This window comes from Steroidobacter flavus, assembly GCF_042651805.1.
GTDB classification, from domain to species: Bacteria; Pseudomonadota; Gammaproteobacteria; order Steroidobacterales; family Steroidobacteraceae; genus Steroidobacter; species Steroidobacter flavus.
On the sequence record NZ_JBHSDU010000001.1, the window covers coordinates 763,755 to 781,952 of the forward strand.

General features: G+C 61.9%; 17 protein-coding genes. 4 read left to right on the plus strand and 13 right to left on the minus strand.

Going from position 1 to position 18,198, the window contains the following annotated elements; translation table 11 throughout:
- Window positions 1–11: 11 nt before the first annotated feature.
- The 4 genes from dgcN to ACFPN2_RS02990 all read right to left on the minus strand — a co-directional run bounded on the left by dgcN (window position 12) and on the right by ACFPN2_RS02990 (window position 5,313).
- Window positions 12–1,040, minus strand: a complete 1,029-nt coding sequence (dgcN, locus tag ACFPN2_RS02975; RefSeq protein ID WP_380594819.1) for an N-acetyltransferase DgcN — start codon at window positions 1,038–1,040, stop codon at window positions 12–14.
- Window positions 1,040–2,608, minus strand: coding sequence for an N-acyl-D-amino-acid deacylase family protein (locus ACFPN2_RS02980; protein ID WP_380594821.1), 1,569 nt, complete (start codon window positions 2,606–2,608; stop codon window positions 1,040–1,042). The genes dgcN and ACFPN2_RS02980 overlap by 1 nt, the downstream gene beginning before the upstream one ends.
- A gap of 32 nt (window positions 2,609–2,640) precedes the next feature.
- Window positions 2,641–4,050 carry a serine hydrolase domain-containing protein gene (locus ACFPN2_RS02985; protein WP_380594823.1) on the minus strand — a complete coding sequence of 470 codons (1,410 nt, stop codon included), beginning with the start codon at window positions 4,048–4,050 and terminating at the stop codon, window positions 2,641–2,643.
- 156 nt (window positions 4,051–4,206) lie between these two features.
- The gene (locus tag ACFPN2_RS02990; RefSeq protein ID WP_380594825.1) at window positions 4,207–5,313 is read right to left on the minus strand and encodes a DUF3187 family protein; all 1,107 of its coding nucleotides are present in this window, start codon (window positions 5,311–5,313) and stop codon (window positions 4,207–4,209) included.
- A 342-nt stretch (window positions 5,314–5,655) separates the two neighbouring features.
- On the opposite strand from ACFPN2_RS02990, the gene ACFPN2_RS02995 reads away from it, so the two are divergent.
- On the plus strand, window positions 5,656–6,618 hold the full coding sequence (locus ACFPN2_RS02995; protein WP_380594827.1) for a hypothetical protein: 963 nt from the start codon (window positions 5,656–5,658) through the stop codon (window positions 6,616–6,618).
- On the opposite strand, the gene ACFPN2_RS03000 is transcribed toward ACFPN2_RS02995, so the two are convergent.
- The gene (locus ACFPN2_RS03000; RefSeq protein WP_380594829.1) at window positions 6,612–6,845 is read right to left on the minus strand and encodes a DUF6356 family protein; all 234 of its coding nucleotides are present in this window, start codon (window positions 6,843–6,845) and stop codon (window positions 6,612–6,614) included. The two genes, ACFPN2_RS02995 and ACFPN2_RS03000, sit on opposite strands and share 7 nt — an antisense overlap.
- A gap of 114 nt (window positions 6,846–6,959) precedes the next feature.
- On the opposite strand from ACFPN2_RS03000, the gene ACFPN2_RS03005 reads away from it, so the two are divergent.
- On the plus strand, window positions 6,960–7,430 hold the full coding sequence (locus ACFPN2_RS03005) for an Lrp/AsnC family transcriptional regulator (RefSeq protein WP_380595295.1): 471 nt from the start codon (window positions 6,960–6,962) through the stop codon (window positions 7,428–7,430).
- A 10-nt stretch (window positions 7,431–7,440) separates the two neighbouring features.
- Window positions 7,441–8,928 carry a flavin-containing monooxygenase gene (locus ACFPN2_RS03010; protein ID WP_380594831.1) on the plus strand — a complete coding sequence of 496 codons (1,488 nt, stop codon included), beginning with the start codon at window positions 7,441–7,443 and terminating at the stop codon, window positions 8,926–8,928.
- Here the strand turns inward: ACFPN2_RS03010 and paaZ are convergent.
- From paaZ to paaA, 7 genes are all read right to left on the minus strand, one after another.
- Window positions 8,906–10,936 (minus strand): phenylacetic acid degradation bifunctional protein PaaZ, encoded by a 2,031-nt coding sequence (paaZ, locus tag ACFPN2_RS03015; RefSeq protein ID WP_380594833.1) that lies wholly within the window; start codon window positions 10,934–10,936, stop codon window positions 8,906–8,908. The genes ACFPN2_RS03010 and paaZ overlap by 23 nt on opposite strands.
- Before the next feature lie 8 nt (window positions 10,937–10,944).
- On the minus strand, window positions 10,945–11,736 hold the full coding sequence (gene paaG / locus ACFPN2_RS03020) for a 2-(1,2-epoxy-1,2-dihydrophenyl)acetyl-CoA isomerase PaaG (RefSeq protein WP_380594835.1): 792 nt from the start codon (window positions 11,734–11,736) through the stop codon (window positions 10,945–10,947).
- A gap of 1 nt (window position 11,737) precedes the next feature.
- Window positions 11,738–12,823 carry a 1,2-phenylacetyl-CoA epoxidase subunit PaaE gene (paaE, locus tag ACFPN2_RS03025; protein ID WP_380594837.1) on the minus strand — a complete coding sequence of 362 codons (1,086 nt, stop codon included), beginning with the start codon at window positions 12,821–12,823 and terminating at the stop codon, window positions 11,738–11,740.
- A 302-nt stretch (window positions 12,824–13,125) separates the two neighbouring features.
- Window positions 13,126–13,650, minus strand: coding sequence for a 1,2-phenylacetyl-CoA epoxidase subunit PaaD (gene paaD, locus ACFPN2_RS03030; RefSeq protein ID WP_380594839.1), 525 nt, complete (start codon window positions 13,648–13,650; stop codon window positions 13,126–13,128).
- A gap of 2 nt (window positions 13,651–13,652) precedes the next feature.
- Entirely contained in the window at window positions 13,653–14,435 is a 783-nt protein-coding gene (paaC, locus tag ACFPN2_RS03035) for a 1,2-phenylacetyl-CoA epoxidase subunit PaaC (protein WP_380594841.1), read from the minus strand.
- Window positions 14,432–14,725: a 1,2-phenylacetyl-CoA epoxidase subunit PaaB gene (gene paaB, locus ACFPN2_RS03040; protein WP_129779286.1), complete on the minus strand. Its 294-nt coding sequence runs from the start codon at window positions 14,723–14,725 to the stop codon at window positions 14,432–14,434. The genes paaC and paaB overlap by 4 nt, the downstream gene beginning before the upstream one ends.
- Window positions 14,726–14,736: 11 nt before the next feature.
- Window positions 14,737–15,732, minus strand: a complete 996-nt coding sequence (paaA, locus tag ACFPN2_RS03045) for a 1,2-phenylacetyl-CoA epoxidase subunit PaaA (protein WP_380594844.1) — start codon at window positions 15,730–15,732, stop codon at window positions 14,737–14,739.
- 195 nt (window positions 15,733–15,927) lie between these two features.
- Here paaA and paaX point away from each other — a divergent pair, with 195 nt between their 5' ends.
- A complete protein-coding gene (gene paaX, locus ACFPN2_RS03050) occupies window positions 15,928–16,893 on the plus strand; it encodes a phenylacetic acid degradation operon negative regulatory protein PaaX (RefSeq protein ID WP_380594845.1) in 966 nt (321 codons plus the stop codon).
- Window positions 16,894–16,932: 39 nt separating this feature from the next.
- Here paaX and ACFPN2_RS03055 read toward each other — a convergent pair whose 3' ends face one another.
- Window positions 16,933–18,186, minus strand: a complete 1,254-nt coding sequence (locus ACFPN2_RS03055) for a dihydrolipoamide acetyltransferase family protein (protein ID WP_380594847.1) — start codon at window positions 18,184–18,186, stop codon at window positions 16,933–16,935.
- Window positions 18,187–18,198: the final 12 nt, after the last annotated feature.

Below are 18,198 nucleotides of genomic sequence, written 5' to 3' on the forward strand. Positions count from 1 at the left end.
GACTGCTGAGGTCAAGTTTGACGCAGCAGATTATCCACGATCTCGCCCACGCCGAAACGAATCGGGTCGCAACAAGGCAGCGAGGTCTCCCGCGCCGTCACCTCTAGCAACTGGCGAGCTTCGCGATCGTCCTTGAGATGCGAGGTGTTCAGGCTGATGCCGACCACCCGGGCGCGCGGATTCGTGAGACGCGCGGCGGCGACGTACGTATCGATGCAGGTATGGAAGTTCGGGATGGGAAAATCGTAGTCGCCCATCAGCGTCGAACGACGCGCGTCGTGACAGACCACCATCGCGTCCGGCTGCGTGCCGTGAACCAGGCCCAACGTCACGCCCGCGTAGGACGGATGAAACAATGAGCCCTGCCCTTCGACCACGTCCCAATGATCGGGCGTGTTCTCCGGCGACAGCCATTCGGCCGCACCCGAAATGAAATCCGCGACCACCGAATCGATCGCCACGCCTCGACCGGAAATGAAAATGCCGGTCTGACCGGTCGCACGAAAATCGGCCTTCACGCCGCGCTTCCGCAGCTCCTTCTCGATCGCAAGCGCGGTGTATTTCTTGCCGACGGCACAGTCGGTGCCGACGGTGAGCAAACGCTTGCCCGACCGCTTCTTGCCACTGCCCGGCTTGAAGATATTTTCCGGCTGACGCACTTCGATGAGTTGTCTTCCAGTTCGCTTGGCCGCGGCCGCGATCGCCGGCACGTCGCCCAAACGCTCGTGCAATCCTGAAGCGACGTCCAGGCCCGCCTCCAGCGCGCCGATGATCGACGCGATCCAGTTCTCCGCGATGAAGCCGCCATCGTTCGCGATGCCGATGATCATCGTCTTGATGCCACGTTCCACGGCTTGCGTCAGCGTGAGGTCGGGCAAGCCGAGATCGACCGTGCCGCCCGGCAGGCGCAACTGGCCGCCACACAACTCACCGCGCCATTGTTTGATGCCGGCGGCGGTTTTAGCGTCGGTGATATCGGTGACGTCCCCGAGAAACAGCAGATAAGGCGGCTGAACCTGGGTTTCCGTTGAAGCTTGCATCAATGGGTCGCTCGTGCACAGGTGAAAGGCTTCGCGCTCGCGGCGCGCTTGATCAATTTTCCGGGATGAGCCGCGGTGGTCTTGCCTTGCTGCCAGACCGGCTGGCCATTCACCCACACGCGCTCGATCCCCACGGACAGCTGCGACGGATCTTTGAGCGTCGCGCGATCGGCCACCGTGTCGGGATTCAACAGCACCAGATCGGCCGCGGCGCCGACGCGAATCGTGCCGCGATCCTGCAGGCCCAGGTGCTGCGCCGTCAGTCCGCTCATTTTGTGAATCGCTTGTTCCAGGGTCAGGTTCTTTTTCTCACGGACCTGTTGCCGAAGCACTCGTGGAAAAGCCCCGGCGCCGCGCGGGTGAGCATCACCCATGCCGCCGTCGGAGCTGATGTTGGTCTGCTGCCAGGCCATGAGCGTCGCGATATCGGCCTCGCTCATCGATTTGCCGATCACCATCTCGCGGCCGCCGTCCGGCCCTTCGCCCTTGAAGGTGAGCGATTGATCGATCAGCTTCATCAACGTGGTCGCCGGATCGGTCTTTCGCGCAGCCGCGATCTCGCCGATGCTCTTGCCCGCCAGCGCATGCTCCGCTTCGAACTCGGACAGGATCAGATCTTCAGGTGCGGCGATATCCGTCATCACATACTCGGCCTGCGCGCGATCCTTGTAATTACGATCCGGGAACAGAATGCGCAGCGTTGACTGCCAATACTCATAAGGATAGATGTCGGCAGTGACATCGATGCCGAGAGCCCGTGCCGCGTCCAGCTTCTTCAACACGTCCTTCGCATCGCCCCAGCGACCTCGCATGGCGAGCTTAAAATGCGAGATCTGCACCGGCATGCAGGTCTGCGCGCCGATATTGATCAGCTCGTCGATGGCCGGGTCGAGCTTGATGTCCTCGCTACGAATATGACTGATATAGCGCCCGCCGAAGCTGGCCGCGGTCTTCGCCAGCGCGATCACTTCGCTCGGGTCCGAATACACGCTCGGCTCATACTCCAGGCCCGTCGACAAACCGAGCGCCCCCGCGCCCATATCGCGCTTCAAGAGCTCGACCATCTTTGTCATTTCGGCATCGGTCGCGGCACGCTTGTAGTCCTGCCCCATCACCTCGTCGCGCAGGGAGTTGTGTCCCACGTACGAAGCCACATTCACGCTGACCGGCGTCGCTTGCAGCTTGCCGAAAAAATCTCCGAGCGGCAGATGCGAGCCACCGTCCTGGCCGACGATGATCGTAGTGATGCCCTGACTGACGACCTCCGGGGCATCGCGCCGCTCGAAGAGGCCACCATCGTGATGGCTGTGTGAATCGATGAACCCGGGCGCGAGCACCAGCCCTTTGGCATCCACCACCGTCTCTTTCTCGAGCGGCTTCAGATCGCCGACCGCGGCGATCTTCTCGCCGCTGATTCGCACCGACACGCGTTGCGCAGGCGTGCCTGTGCCGTCGATGACTCGTGCATTCGCAATCAATGTCGAGCTCTGCGCCATACTCGCGGTGGACGCGAGCAACATCAGCACGCTGCTGGCGATGAGACTTCTGGATCGGGTGACGACGCTCATGACACTCCCGGACTTGTTATCGTGAATGCGACTCACAGCGGCGGCAGCGGCTCGTTCCATTGATCGACGGGGCTGATATGCAGCTGCGAGACCTTGTTAGTGGGGTCGAGCGCCAGTCCGACATCCATCAAACCGTTTTCAAAGCGCGCCCGGTAGTCATAAACGATGTCGTTGCCGAGCTCGTTGCGACGGAACAGGCGCAGCTCCTGCAGCTTGCCCTTACCGCGCAACCGCTCGCCATAGTACTCGCTGTAACGGGCCAGCATGTCCGGCTGCATTGCATAGTCCTTCGACGACGGCTTGCCCGCGAGCAGTTCGTCGATCATTCGTCGCAAGCGCTGCGAGATCGTCGGATCGCTCTCGTCGATGGGCGAAGCATCGGGCAATTGCAACTTCGGCTCGAAACGAGCCGCGACACCGCGGGCGATCACTTCAGGATCGGCGGACGCGATGTTGGCCAGCACGACCACCGAAATCTCGTCGTCGAGATAACGAATATAGAACGTCCGGAAGCCTTGCCACGCGCCACCGTGCTGATACGCGCCGCGCTCGCCCGGCGTTTTTTCCAGCGACCAGGCGAAGCCATACGGATACGTCTTGCCGCTGTTCAACTTCACCGGCTTGTAAACTTCCGCCCACGACTCCGGCTTGAGCAGCTTGCGCTCGCGCAGCGCCGCGTCCCACTTCGCATAGTCGAGCACCGTGAGATACAGCGAGCCGTCGGCCGTCGAGTTGCCGGTCGCTGCCACCCAGTCCTGATTCTTGATGCCCTCCTGGGTCATCTCATAACCGGCCGAGCGATTCGGCACGATGTCACGATCGCTGATGACCCGCGCCGTCGTCATGTGCAGCGGCCCGAACACCCGCTTCGCGAGCACGTCGCCGTAGGTCTGATCGCCAGTGACCTTGTGAACCATCAAGCCCAGCGTTGCATAGCCGGTGTTGCTGTAGCTCCAGCGCTCTCCGGGCGCGAACTCCAGCTTCATTTTGTAGATGACATCCAGCAACTCGTCGTCGCTGTAGTCCTTGCGCAGATCGAAATCGGGCGAGTTCCCCATGCCCGAGGTGTGATTGAGCACGTTACGGACCGTGATCGACTGCCAGGTCTTCGGCGCCTTGGGCAGATAGGTGCGAATGGATTCGTCGAGCTTGATCTTGCCGTCCTCGACCAGCGTCATCACCGCCACCGCGGTGAACTGCTTACCGATGGAGCCCGTTTGAAAGACCGTGTCCGCGTGCACTGGCACGCCATGCTCGATGTTGGCGAGCCCATAGCCGGCCGCTCGCACCAGCTGACCATGCTGCATGATGCCGACTGCGACGCCCGGCACCTTCTGCCTCGCCAGCTCCTGATTCACAAAGTCATCGATGGCGTCCGCTTGCGCACCCGAGACACTCAGCAGCGCCATTCCCAGCACCCCGGCAACCCACTTCGACCCCATGCCCGTCTCCCGGTTGTCAGTAAGATAACATCACTCCTGGATTCAGTTACAAATCTGACATACCCGCCCGCACTCTACAAGGGCCCGTCGCCGGCCCAATAAAAAACGCCGGCGTCAGACGACGCCGGCGTTCGCAAGATGGCTAGGGGTGCGAAATCAGCGGGGCGACATCGAGGACAGCGGCACCCAGGCGAGCCCCAGCTGGAAACCGATGTCCGGCGTGTTGTTGACGTTCTGCAAGTTCTCGGTGATGCCGAACGTAAACAGGAAGTTGTTGCGTCGATGGCGAATACCGATGCTGTACTGGTACTTCTGGCCGAGCAGCTCCTCCAGATCGGTCTCCTCGTGCGAGTACACGCTCTGGCTGAGATAGCCCTGCAGGTTGACGTTGGTGCGCTCGGTCAGCATCAGCTCGTAGCCGACGATCAAGGTCGGGATCCATTGCGGGTCCTGGCGCGCCACCTGGGTCGAACCGTCGTAGTAAACAGCGGCGGCGTCCACGTAGAACGCATGATGATCGCCCTTGCGCTGTAATGACATTTGCATGCCGTAGTCGGTGCGCCCGGTCGACAGCAGCTCACGACGGCCCGCCACCGGCACCTTCACCGCCACTTCCGTGGCGAGATGCCATCGGCCCGGCAAAGTCCAGCCCGTGTAACGCAAGCCAAACGTGGGATCGAGCAGGCCGCCATCGGTGGGGGTGCCGAGGCTGGTGTACTGGCTCGACTTCAAGTCATAAATCAGGTTGACCTGATTCTTCGACACCGCCGGCCGGCCGAACGAGCTGAAGCCGAACGTGTCGTGAAAGCCTTCGATGGTGCTGTCCAGAAAGCCGCCCTGAAATGACACGCCGCTGGCAATGATGTAACCGGTGAAGACGTTGGAGAACTTGTAATGGAAGGTCACATCGAGCAGCGCCAGCTCGAGATCCACCAGATAGTTCTCGCCCGGCAGGTCACGAATCGCCTGCACGTCCGCCGCCGTGAGATCGCGCCGGCCGCGGGACTCCTGCGAAGTCAGATAGTCCTCCACGTTGGGGCTCAGCGCCCACGTGTTCTGATAGGCCAGTTCGGTCTCGAGCGCCCACTTGCCCGGCTCGATCGACACCGCATGCGCCGGCCGCATGTCGAGGCGCAAGAAGCCGAAGGGTGTGAGGTCGCGAGAGCGAAGCAGGCCGTACAGTTGACCGTCTTCGGCCTGCGCCATGGGCATGCCGAAGGTGAGGCCGGCGAGCATCAGCGTCGCGGCGGGCAGTTTTTTCACGTTGAGTCCCTTATCGATGGCAGAGTGAGCTTGCACGAACGCGGTCACGCGCGTCTTGGATCGCAGTGCGGGGCATTTTATATAGTTGGTTTCCCGGATGGGAAAACTTCGTTGCTCCGGCGCGATTCTCGCGACATGCGTATGAGTACTTACGTGGCTTAAAAAAGTCCGCTAAGAGCCGCGCCGATTTCCGAGTCGGTCACATTTTTTGCTCGCGCCCGTTGTACATTTCTCCCGCTCGCTTACAACGCTGGTTGATTCGGATCACAGTCCCATTTCGCGATGACCGCGCGGCAGTTGACACTCACGACGATTGGCTTATCGATACGCGACGAGATGCGCGTGAAATCGATGCTCCAGCTCGTTGAAGGCAAGACCGCCGCTAGCTGGACCTATAGCGAAGAGGCCGCCGCGGATCTCGCGATTTGCGAGCCCGACTCCGCCCTCGCCCGCGCCGTGATGAGGCAAGCGATCCAACGCGGCCGGCCGCGCTGCGTATCGTTGGTGCGTCAAGGCGCCACCGCGCCCGAAGACACTCAAGCGGTGTACGCGCCGCTGCGAGTGAGCGACTTCATCTCGATGCTCGACGCGACGCTCGCCGCGCAAGACATCGATACCTCGCTCACGACTCAGGAGCTCGTCGCCGCCTCTCGCGCCGAAGCGGTCGCTCAGAACGAAGGTTTCCTGTTGGCGCATGCCCTGCGCGACATCGTCGCCAAGGACCCGCAACGAACGCATGTCATCACACGAGGTGACGTTTCGATTTATGTGCAGCCGGCGCAAGCCACCGTGCTTGCCACCAAGGATCTATCGCCGGAACTGATTGCCGAACTGGCGCAGGCCTCGGGTGCTGTGGAAGTGCGCGAGCTTGGCTCGAATGATTCGCTGCCCGCGGAGAGCGAGCTGCGTCGTCACTCGCTTCAATATCTATTGTGGAATTGCGGCCAGCTGGGAATCACGACGGATCTGCTGCCCTGGCTGCCGCGCATGGCGCGCTTCCGTCTGCAACGCTGGCCCGATTTCGGCAGGCTCGGTCACAAGACCTGGCAGGTGCGGCTCACGTCCATTCTGATGAACAACGCCTATACGCCGCAGCAGATGACCAACCTGGCGGCGCAGCCCATTGCAAACATTCGGGGATTCTTGAACGCCTGTGCGCTGTGTGGCTTGTTGACTCACGAGTCCTTGGCCGTCGAAGCCGAGGTCGAGGCGGCGCCCGCCGTGGCACCGGTGACCAAATCCACGAGTCGGTGGTCAGGGCTCCTGCGCTCCATTCGGAACGCGCTGCATATCGGCGATCAGTGACCGCTTTCTACGCGGCGTCGGCGGGCATGCATGCGCTCGTGCAAGCGACAGATGCAATCGCTGCCGGTACGCACAAACAAGAACGGCAATAGCGCATGCACCAGGCAGGCGAGGCCCGCGAAGACCATCTGAAAACCGAAGCCGGCGGCCGTCCGTAAATGCGCGAGATACGTTTCCCCCGCGGCGGCGGGGTGTTCGGTGAACGGATTGGCTCGCACAGTGTTCATGTCTGACAGGCTACCGAAGCCACTCGGCGACACGGTTGCGAAATCGTGGACAGCGGCCCCGCCGGACGCAACAATGTTGCGCAACCTCCCCCCCGCCGCGCATTGCCCGCCCTCATGGATCGCCTGGACCGCCGCATTCTCGACCTCTTGCAGCACGACGGCTCGCTCACCGCCGCCGACATCGCCGAGCGGGTGGGCTTGTCCAAAGCGCCGTGCTGGCGGCGGATCCAGCGTCTGCAGGAAACCGGCGTGATCGCGCGCACGGTGGCATTGCTCGACGCCAAGTCGGTGAATGTCGGTACCACCGTGTTCGTGACCGTGAAAACGTCGAATCACAGCGCGGCCTGGTTCGAACAGTTCGTACGCACGGTGCGCGACATTCCCGAAGTCACCGAGATTCACCGTGTCAGTGGCGACACGGACTATCTGTTGCGCATCGTGGTCCCGGACATCGACGCCTACGACGTGGTCTATAAAAAACTGATCGCCGGCTGTGCGTTCCTGGACGTGAGCGCCAGCTTCTCCCTGGAAACCATCAAGCACACCACCGCCCTGCCCTTGAACTACGCCAAGGTCGACGACTGAGGAAGCCCCTATGACGACCCGGACGTCACCCATATCGGCCGCGGAACATGTCGACGTATTGGTCGTCGGCGCGGGTTTGTCCGGCATCGGCGCGGGATATCACCTGCAACGGCACTGCCCGAAGAAGAGTTACGCCATTCTCGAAGGGCGCGACTGCATCGGCGGCACCTGGGATTTGTTCCGCTATCCCGGCATCCGCTCGGATTCGGACATGTATACGCTCGGCTATTCGTTCCGTCCCTGGCGCGAGGCGAAAGCCATCGCGGATGGGGCGTCGATTCTCAACTATGTGCGGGACACGGCACGCGACTACGGGATCGATCAAAAAATCCGGTTCAATCACCGCGTGCGACGAGCATCCTGGAACTCTGATCAGGCGTTGTGGACCGTCGAAGCCGCGTTGCCCTCGGGCGAGATCGCGCGGTTCACCTGCAATTTCCTATTCATGTGCAGCGGCTACTACAACTACGAAGCCGGCTACACGCCTGAGTTCCAGGGCACCGAGCGATTCCAGGGTCGCATCGTACATCCTCAGAAGTGGACCGAAGCCATCGACTACGCCGGCAAGCGCGTCGTCGTCATCGGCAGTGGAGCCACCGCCGTCACGTTGGTACCGGAACTGGCGAAGACGGCCGCACACGTCACGATGTTACAGCGGTCGCCGACGTACATCGTCGCGCGTCCGGAGGAAGATGCAATCGCCAATTGGCTGCGCCGTCATTTTCCGGCGAAGTTTGCTTATGGGGTGACGCGCTGGAAGAACGTGTTGCTCGGCATGATGTTCTTCAATATGTGCCGCCGCACGCCGGAGCGGATGAAACAACGACTCCTGCAGTTAGTGAAGAAGGAGATCGGCGATACGTGCGATGTGGATCGTCACTTCACGCCACGCTACAACCCGTGGGATCAGCGATTGTGCCTGGTGCCAAACGGCGATCTGTTTCAGGCTCTGAAACAAGGCAAGGCGTCGGTCGTCACCGATCATATCGAGACGTTTACGGAAAGCGGCCTGCAGTTGCGCTCCGGCACGGAGCTGGCGGCCGATCTCATCGTCACCGCCACCGGCTTGAATCTGCAGGTGCTGGGGAATCTGGCGCTAGAGGTCGACGGCAAGCCGGTCGATCCGCCTCGGACCATGAGCTACAAGGGCATGATGTATAGCGATGTGCCGAACCTGGCCACCGCGTTCGGCTACACCAACGCCTCATGGACGCTGAAGTGCGATCTCACCTGCGAGTACGTCTGTCGCCTGCTGAATCACATGGACCACCACGGCTACAAACAGTGCACGCCGCGTAACGACGATCCGTCGATCACGGCGACGCCGTGGATCGACTTCTCGTCAGGTTACGTGCAGCGTTCGATCGAGCAATTCCCCAAGCAGGGCTCGAAGGCGCCGTGGCGCCTGTATCAGAACTACGCGCTCGACCTGATGAACCTGCGCTTCGCCGCCGTCGACGACGGCGTCATGCGCTTCAGTTCACCGGTTGCTCGCTGACCATAGTCAGCACGTCATAGCTGGCCACGATTTCGCCGTTCTGATTGGTGATCTCGGTGTCCCAGGCCACTTCGCCGTAGCCCTTTTCGACCCGCAGCGACTTGGTTTTGCAGGTCAGCCGCACCTTGATGCGATCGCCCGGCTTGACCGGCTTCACGAACCGCAGCCGATCGATGCCGTAGTTCGCCAGCACCGGACCATACGGCGGATCGACAAACAATCCCGCCGCGGCTGAGACCAGAAAGTAACCGTGCGCCACTCGTCCACCAAACAATGGATTGCGAGCCGCTGCTTCCTCATCCATGTGCGCGTAGAAGGTATCGCCCGACAGAGCGGCGAACTTCTCGATGTCCTCGAGCGTCACTTCGCGTTCGCCTGAGTTCAGGCTGTCGCCGATCTGCAGTTCGTGGAATGCCTTGCGGAACGGATGACGGCCCGGATCTTTCTGCACGGCGCCGCGCGTCCAACGCCCGGTCACAGCAGCGATGGTCTGTGGGCTGCCCTGAATCGCCGTGCGTTGCATGTAATGCATGACGCCGCGAATGCCACCCATTTCTTCGCCACCACCCGCGCGTCCCGGACCACCATGCACCAGGGCCGGCATCGGCGAGCCATGACCCGTCGATTCCTTGGCGCAATCGCGATTGACGACGAGCAAACGACCGTGCAGCGGCGCCAGCCCGAGCACCAACTCGGTCGCGAGTGCATCGTCAGCCGTGAACACCGACGCAACCAGACTGCCCTCGCCCAATCGCGCAAAGTTGATCGCTTCGGTCGTCGATTCATAAGGCACGACGCTGCAGACCGGACCGAACGCTTCGATGTGATGAAGCGCCTTGGCCTTGCGAGGCTCGCGGCAATAGAGCAAGGACGGCGCGACGAATGCACCGTGATCGAGATCGCCACCCGCGATATCGACGCGCTCTGCAGTGATCAGCTCGGCTTCACGCCGCAGCTCGCTGATCCGACCGAGCACTTCACGACGCTGGGACAACGCGGCCAGCGGCCCCATGCGAACATTCTCGAGTCGCGGATCGCCCACGACGATCTTGCCGAGCGACGCCTTCAGCGCTTCAACGACCGCATCAGCATGCGCCGCCGGCACGATGGCTTTGCGAATCGCCGTGCACTTCTGGCCGGCCTTCGTCGTCATTTCACGCGTGACTTCACGCACGAACAGATCGAACTCGGGCTGACCCGGCCGGGCGTCTTCCGCCAGCACGCAGCTATTGATCGAATCCGTCTCGCTGATGAAGCGCACCGAATGCGCGACGATGCTGTGATGAGTGCGCAGCTTCTGCGCTGTGCCTGCCGAGCCCGTGAACGACACGACGTCCTGACAGGTCAAATGATCGAACAGATCGCCGAGGCTGCCGCACACCAGCTGCAGCGAGCCTTCCGGCAGAATGCCGGACTCGACGATGCGCCGGACCACCAGCTCGGTGAGATAAGAGGTGGCCGTCGCCGGCTTCACAATCGCGGGCACACCGGCCAGCAAGGTCGGCGCCAGCTTTTCCAACATGCCCCACACAGGGAAGTTGAATGCGTTGATGTGCACGGCCGCGCCTTCGAGCGGCACGCAAATGTGCTGACCGACGAACGTGCCATTCTTCGACAGGCTTTCCACATCGCCATCGATGTAGACCTTGCTGTTCGGCAGCTCACGCGCGCCGCGGCTTGCGTAGGCGAACAGCGTGCCGAAGCCGCCGTCGATGTCGATCCACGAATCGGTCTTGGTCGCGCCGGTGGCATACGACAACGTGTAGAACTCTTCCTTGAACTCGCCGAGCTTCTTCGCGAGTTGCTTCAGCAGCGCGGCACGCTCATGGAACGTCAGCTTGCGAAGCGCCGGACCGCCGACCTCGCGCGCATAGCGCAGCGTGGCCTTGAAATCGATGCCCGTCGACGAGGCCGAGGCAATGACCTGACCGGTCGTGGCGTCGCGCAGCTGCTGAACTTCGCCTTCGCCGGCGAACCAGCGGCCTTGAATGTAACTTTTGAGTTGCATGGTGATTGCTACCGGCCGGTGAACTTCGGCGTGCGTTTTTCGGTGAAGGCGGCAACGCCTTCGGCATAGTCCTGCGAACGGCCCAGCTCGCGCTGGAAGTCACGCTCCTGATCGAGCTGCTGCTCGAGGGAATGACTCCACGATTCGTAAATCGCTTGTTTGGTGCGCGCCAGCCCGCGCGTGGGCGCGGCGGCCAACTGCGTCGCCAGTTGATCGACAGTGCTCTTGAACTCCGCGTCCTCGACACAGCGCCAGATCAAGCCCCACTGCGCTGCTTGCTCGGCGGGCAACTTGTCACCCAACAGCGCAAGCCCCATGGCTCGTGCATTGCCGAGCAGTCGCGGCAGGAACCAAGTGCCACCGGAATCCGGCACCAATCCGAGCTTGCTGAACGCCTGCACGAAGCTCGCGGACTTCGTCGCGATCACCAGATCACAGGCCAGCGCGATGTTTGCTCCGGCCCCGGCGGCAACGCCGTTGACCGCGCCGATCACAGGCATCGGCAAGTTGCGAAGTGCGAGCACCAAAGGCTTGTAGTAGTTCTCGATGGAATCGCCGAGATCGACGCCCTGCCCGCCCGGTGCGACAGCACGATCGCCCAAGTCCTGGCCGGCGCAGAAGCCACGGCCCGCGCCGGTGAACACCAGCACCCGCGCGTCACTTTTGTTCGTGAGCTGCGAAAGCGCATCGCGCACTTCGCCATGCATCTGCACGTTGAAACTATTGAGACGATCCGGCCGGTTCAAGGTGAGCCGCGCCACGCCGTCCGTCACCTCGAACAAAATCGTTTGATAGCTCATATCAGCGCTCGTCGTAAGTGATTTCGAGTTCGCCACTGGTGGGCTTCGCCTGGCAGCACAGCACGAAGCCGGCTTCGACTTCCCAAGGCTCCAGCGCGTAGTTCACTTCCATGTCCACCGTGCCCTTGGTGACTTTGCATCGGCAAGTCGAGCATACGCCGGCACGACACGAGTACGGCAACTCCATGCCGACGCGCTCAGCGGCGTCGAGCACGGTCGCATCGTCATCCAGCATGGCGAACGTGCGCTGACGACCGTCCATCGTGATCGTGATCTGCGCAACTTCTTCCGCCGTCGCGCGCTTGGGCTTCACCGCCACCGGAGCAGGCTGAGCCGCCACCGGCATGTCGCTCGCAAATCGCTCGGTGTGGATGCGAGTGGGATCGACGCCCAGGCCGGTCAGCGTGTCTCGCACGCTGTCGATCATGTTGCCCGGACCGCAGAGGAAGAACGCATCGGTCTCGAGCGGGTCGAACACTTCCTTGCTCAGCAAAGTGACTTTCTCGCGATCGAGCCGGCCGTTGAACAGCTCCACATCCTGCGGCTCGCGGCTCAATATGAAATACAACGAGAGACGCGTCGGATAACGATCCTTCAGCGCCAGCAGCTCCTCGGCGAACATGATGGTCGAGGTGGTGCGATTGCTATAGAACAGCATGAACCGGCTGTTCGGTTCGCGAGTCAGCAGGTTCTTCACGATACCGAGGATCGGCGTGATGCCGCTGCCGCCGGCGAACGCGCAGTAGGTCCGCTGCGTCGTGGGTTGCGGCTCGGCGAAAAAACGACCCGTCGGTGTCAGCACTTCGATGCTGTCACCCGCGCGCAGCTGATTGGCCAAATATTGCGACATGCTGCCGTTATCGTGGACCCGCACGCCGATGCGCAAGTGACTATCGTCAGCCGCGCTACAGATCGAATAGGTGCGCCGGACTTCCTGCCCACCGATCTGCGCCCGCACACCCACGTGCTGCCCAGGAATAAACCGAAAGGTCTCGCGCAACGAATCTGGCACTTCGAATGAAATGCTCAGCGCGTCGCTCCCCTCGGGACGCACGTCAGCCACTTTGAGCGGATGAAAAGTCAGCATTGCTGGGGCCTGTGAATACTCATTTGATGGATTGCGACGAGCTATTGCGGTTCAGGGCTAGGCGCGACGACCGCCGTGTACTCTGCAGTACATAAGGGAGGAGCAACGACGTCCTGAACCGCAATAGCTCGTCCCATATAAGGATATTTATTCATTAAATGGGTTGCGCCTCCCGATGCTCACATAAGACATGGGCCAGCAGCTGCGTTACAAAGCTTGCCCCGGTAGGGGCTGCGCTTTGCGCCTTGCTGCAGGCGATTGGAGGCGCAACGCAATCCATCAAATGAGTATTCACAGGCCCCCTAGATACACTTGAAATATTCGAACGGTTCCAGACAGCTCTCGCACCGATACAGTGCCTTGCAGGGCGTCGATGCGAACTCGCTCACCTTAGCGGTCTGCATGGAAGAGCAGCGCGGGCAAGCCACCTTCGGCTCGCGAAACAGATGTTTCGGATTGCTCACCGACTGTGCCGGCGGCGCGATGCCATATTCTTTGAGCTTGGCGCGACCGCTCTCGCTCAGCCAGTCGCTGGTCCAGGGTGGCGACAGCACCGACTCGACCTTGGGATCTTGGTACCCTTCCGCTTCCAGTCGCGTTTGAATGGACCGCGCGATCACCTCAGTCGCTGGACAGCCGGTGTAAGTCGGCGACACGCCCACGGTCACGCGGCGATCGTCCGCCACGCGAACATGACGAATGATCCCCAGCTCGACCACGCTCAGCACTGGAATCTCCGGGTCCGGCACGTCCGCCAGAATGCGCCAGACCTCGCGCTCCGCGGGAGCAACGAATCGGTCGGCGTAATCGGCGGGTGCCTGGTTCATGACTACCACTGCACGCCAGGGTAAGTCCGCTGCATGTACTGCATCTCGGCCAGCAAGTGGCTCAGATGCTCGGTGTGCTGATTGCGCTTGCCGAACCAGCGATAGGAAACATCCGCCGGCTTCTTCAGCGTCGCTTCCGTCAGCACCTGCTCGACATTGGCCAGCCACGCGGCACGAAGCGACGCTGGATCCGGCCCAAGACCGGCGGCTGCGGCTTCTTCATCCACCGCGCCCGGCGCGAAGAACTCGGCGGTGAATTTCCACAACGAATCCAGGCCATCCTGCACGCGCTTGTGACTTTCTTCCGTGCCGTCGCCCAGGCGCACCATCCAGCCCGAGCTGAAGCGATAGTGATAGCGCGTTTCCTTGAGCGCCTTCGCGGCGAGCTCGGCGAAGCGCGGCTCGGAAGAACCTTGCAAGCACTCGAACAACTCCAGCTGCCAGGCATCGATCAGGAACTGACGCACGATGGTGTGGCCAAAGTCCACATTGGGCTGCTCGACCAGCGCGAGATTGGTGAAGTCCGACGGGTCGCGCAGGAACGCGAGATCGTCCTCACTGCGGCCCTTGCCTTCGATCTCACCGGCATACGACAGCAGATGACGCGCCTGTCCCAGCAGATCGAGCGCGGTGTTGGCCAGCGCCAGATCTTCCTCGAGCGCGGGCGCGTGACCGACCCACTCGCCCAGTCTTTGCGCGAGGATCAGGCTGGTGTCGCCCAGATAGAGCGCGTAGCGAACGCGCAGATCCTTCGAGGCGGTCACAATGGCGGGTGAAGCGCTCATAGATTCTTCACCTCATCCGGGATCGAATAGAACGTCGGATGGCGATAGATCTTGTCCTTCGCCGGCTCGAACAGCGCCTCGGCATCGCCCGGATCGGAGGCGACGATATCGGACGAGCGCACCACCCAGATGCTCACGCCCTCCTGGCGGCGCGTGTACAGATCACGCGCATGCTCGACCGCCTGCCGCGCATCGACCGCGTGAATGCTGCCGACGTGCTTATGTTCGAGGCCCGAACGCGCACGAATGAAAACTTCGTACAGCGGCCACTGTTTGCGTTGCTCACTCATTTGTCTGTTCCTCAGGCGGCCTGCGTTTCGCGAGCGCGCTGTTTCTCGGCATACGCGAGCGCGGCTTCACGCACCCAGCGTCCTTCATCATGGGCACGACGACGAGTCTCGAGTCGCTCGCGATTGCACGGGCCGTTGCCCTTGAGCACGTCCTCGAATTCTTTCCAGTCGATGGGACCGTGCACGTAATGCTGAGTCGCCTCGTCCCAGCGCATGTCGGGATCCGGCACCTTCAGGCCGAGGAACTCGGCTTGCGGCACGGTGATATCGATGAACTTCTGGCGCAGCTCGTCGTTGCTGAAACGTTTGATCTTCCAGCGCATGGACTGCGCGGTGTGCTTGGACGTCGCGTCGTTCGGGCCGAACATCATGATCGACGGCCACCACCAGCGATTCAGCGCGTCCTGGGCCATGCGATGCTGCTCGGGTGTGCCGCGCGCCAGCGTCATCATGATTTCGAAGCCCTGGCGCTGATGGAAACTTTCTTCCTTACAGATGCGCACCATGGCGCGTGCATACGGGCCGTAAGAACAACGGCAGATCGGAATCTGATTCATGATGGCCGCGCCATCGACCAGCCAGCCGATCGCACCCACGTCGGCCCACGTCGGGGTCGGATAGTTGAAGATGCTCGAATACTTCGCGGTGCCGGCGAGCAGCTGTTCCAGCAATTCATCGCGTGAGATGCCGAGCGTTTCAGCGGCGCTGTACAGATACATGCCGTGACCGCCCTCGTCCTGCACCTTCGCGATCAGCACCGCCTTACGACGCAGCGACGGGGCGCGCGTGATCCAGTTGCCTTCGGGAAGCATGCCGACGATCTCGGAATGCGCATGCTGTGAGATCTGGCGAATCAGCGTCTGACGATAGGCGTCGGGCATCCAGTCCTTGGGCTCGATGCGATCGTCCGCGTCGACCTTGCTCTGAAAACGCTGCTCGAGCGTCACGGCGTCCGTCGCCTGGTGCAAACAATCGGCGCCCAGGGAATCCAAGCCTTGCGTGTACATAAAGCCCCCACACTCCAGTTCAGACAATGTGACACAACTTTTGTCCTAGATCAATTTTTTCCGTGTCATATGAGACAGCCTGCAAAGGGCTGGTTCGGCTGCGCCGGGCATTGCGCAAGAGGTATGAGACAGGCTTCAACTGTCGTCCGGGCTGACTGGGCAAGGGCCACGCCGCCTGCGCTACCATGCGCATCCATGTCAGCAAAATCGAACTCGGCCTTCGTCACTCGGACCAACGCGCTGGTCGCCCGCTTTCGGCGGCAGCGGCCGCTTCGCGGCGGGTCGTTGTTGGTCACGATCCTGGGCGACGCCATCGCCCCTCGCGGCGGCACCATCGCGCTGGCCAGCCTGATCAAGCTCGCCGTGCCGTTCGGGTTGACCGAACGACTGGTGCGCACCTCGATCGGTCGGCTGGCGAACGAGGAATGGGTGAGCTTCGAGCGCAGCGGTCGCGCGAGTTTCTACAGCCTCACGACGAACGGCCGTGCCCGCTTCGCCGAAGCGACACAACGAATCTATGGCGCGCCTCCGCAGGACTGGGACGGACTATGGACGATGGCGATCGTCCCGCCCACGCTGAAGACCCGACGCGACGATCTGCGCGATGAGTTGATGTGGCTGGGCTTTGGCCAGATCACCCCCGGGGTGTTTGCTCATCCCACCTACCAAGCGTCGGCGATCAATGCCCGCCTGGATGAGTTGCAGTCGGCCGGTCAGCTGGTCGTGATGAAGGGCTCCATCCTGTCGCAGGCGGCGAGCGCCAATCTGGTCGCGATGGGCTGGGATCTGGACGACCTCGGGCGGCGCTACAAACGTTTCATCGACATGTTCTCGCCGGTCGCGACGGCGCTGGACAGTGCGCCGATCGCAGGCGATGTCGCGTTTATCCTTCGCACCTTGCTCCTGCACGAATACCGCAAGATCCATTTGCGCGATCCTTTGCTGCCGGCCGCGCTGTTGCCAGAGGACTGGGCCGGCACCGATGCGCAGAAGCTTTGCCGCGATTTGTACGCGAACGTGTTTCCAGCGTCGGAGCAATATCTGTCCGCGACCGTGCAGACGCAGGCCGGCGCCCTACCGGCACCGGCCGCGGAGATCTTTCAACGCTTTGGCGGCCTGCCGGCCGCCGATCCGCATCTCGGCGATACTCGCCTTGCATGATGTCGAAGCCGGCACAGCGGCTTCGACAGACAGACCACGCTAGTCCTTCCAGTTCTCCAATCGCTCCACCAACACTTGCAGGAACCGGTTCGCGCGATGGCCGTCCATCACGCGATGATCCAGCGTCAGCGTGATGAAACAACGCGGCTGGATCACGATACGGTCCTCACCCTTCTCGGTGACGACCACCGCCCGCTTCTCCAATTTGCCGACGCCGAGAATCGCGGACTGCGGTTGATTGATGATGATGGGCGTCGCGACCAGACTGCCGCTCACGCCGTGATTCGAGATCGTGAATGTGCCGTCACGGACATCACTCGGCGTGAGCTTGTCGTTGCGAGCACGCTCGACCAATTCGCCCAATTCGCGGGCGATGCCGAGCAGATCCAGCCCCTGCACATTGCGAACCACCGGCACCACCAGCCCCTTGCCTTCGAGTGCTGTGCCGACACCGATGTTGACGGTGTCCGGAACGATCAACGCATCGCTGGTCCAGCGACTATTCGCTTCGGGCACTTCGCGAATCGCATCTACGCACGCCGCGAGGAAATACGCCGTGAAGGTCAGCGCTACGCCCTGCTTCTGAAACTCATCCTTGTGAGCCGCGCGATGCGCAATCACAGCGGACATGTTGGCCTCGAACACCGTTGTGACATGCGGCGCTGTCTGCAACAGGCTCTCGACCATGCGCTCGGCAATGCGCTTGCGCATCGTCGAGTGAGGAACGCGGCGGCCCGCGACGGCTGCTTCTGCTTCCGTCGGCAAGGACGCTTTCCGCTGCAGAGCTTCGCTGTTCGCGCGCCGGTCAGCAACATACGCGAGCACGTCGTCAACAGTGACGCGACCGCCCGCCCCTGTGCCACGAATCGGCGCCGATTCGAGCCCATGCTCAGCAATCAATCGACGCACGGCCGGGCTGCTACGACCGGTCGACAACGCTTCGGCATGAGCAGCGAGTGCCGCCATCCGAATCTCTGCGCCCGGTGCTGCGGGCCGACTCGGAGCGGCGGTCGCCTCCGGTGCTGGCGCTGGCGCAGCTTCAGCGGCCGCTTGGGCTGACACGATCTTGCCCAGCAATTCGCCAGGCTCGATCTCTTCCTGCTCGTGCTTGAGGATTTCACGCAGCACGCCGGCGGCGGGCGCGGGAATTTCGATGGTGACCTTGTCGGTCTCCACTTCGATCAGCGGTTCGTTCTCCACGACCGTCTCGCCGATGTTCTTCAACCAGCGCTGAACCTGCGAACGCGTGCCTTCGGACTGCTCGCTCGGTGCGCGCACTTCGATTGTTGTCATTGTGAGTCTCTC

Excerpts from the sequence above, each read along its gene's own strand:
- paaE (WP_380594837.1), bottom strand. The coding sequence starts at position 12,823 with ATGCTGACTTTTCATCCGCTCAAAGTGGCTGACGTGCGTCCCGAGGGG.
- paaD (WP_380594839.1), bottom strand. The coding sequence starts at position 13,650 with ATGAACCAGGCACCCGCCGATTACGCCGACCGATTCGTTGCTCCCGCG.
- ACFPN2_RS03055 (WP_380594847.1), bottom strand. The coding sequence starts at position 18,186 with ATGACAACAATCGAAGTGCGCGCACCGAGCGAGCAGTCCGAAGGCACG.
- ACFPN2_RS03005 (WP_380595295.1), top strand. The coding sequence starts at position 6,960 with ATGGATCGCCTGGACCGCCGCATTCTCGACCTCTTGCAGCACGACGGC.
- ACFPN2_RS03000 (WP_380594829.1), bottom strand. The coding sequence starts at position 6,845 with ATGAACACTGTGCGAGCCAATCCGTTCACCGAACACCCCGCCGCCGCG.
- ACFPN2_RS02980 (WP_380594821.1), bottom strand. The coding sequence starts at position 2,608 with ATGAGCGTCGTCACCCGATCCAGAAGTCTCATCGCCAGCAGCGTGCTG.
- ACFPN2_RS03010 (WP_380594831.1), top strand. The coding sequence starts at position 7,441 with ATGACGACCCGGACGTCACCCATATCGGCCGCGGAACATGTCGACGTA.
- paaB (WP_129779286.1), bottom strand. The coding sequence starts at position 14,725 with ATGAGTGAGCAACGCAAACAGTGGCCGCTGTACGAAGTTTTCATTCGT.
- dgcN (WP_380594819.1), bottom strand. The coding sequence starts at position 1,040 with ATGCAAGCTTCAACGGAAACCCAGGTTCAGCCGCCTTATCTGCTGTTT.
- paaZ (WP_380594833.1), bottom strand. The coding sequence starts at position 10,936 with ATGCAACTCAAAAGTTACATTCAAGGCCGCTGGTTCGCCGGCGAAGGC.
- paaG (WP_380594835.1), bottom strand. The coding sequence starts at position 11,736 with ATGAGCTATCAAACGATTTTGTTCGAGGTGACGGACGGCGTGGCGCGG.
- paaA (WP_380594844.1), bottom strand. The coding sequence starts at position 15,732 with ATGTACACGCAAGGCTTGGATTCCCTGGGCGCCGATTGTTTGCACCAG.
- ACFPN2_RS02985 (WP_380594823.1), bottom strand. The coding sequence starts at position 4,050 with ATGGGGTCGAAGTGGGTTGCCGGGGTGCTGGGAATGGCGCTGCTGAGT.
- paaC (WP_380594841.1), bottom strand. The coding sequence starts at position 14,435 with ATGAGCGCTTCACCCGCCATTGTGACCGCCTCGAAGGATCTGCGCGTT.
- paaX (WP_380594845.1), top strand. The coding sequence starts at position 15,928 with ATGTCAGCAAAATCGAACTCGGCCTTCGTCACTCGGACCAACGCGCTG.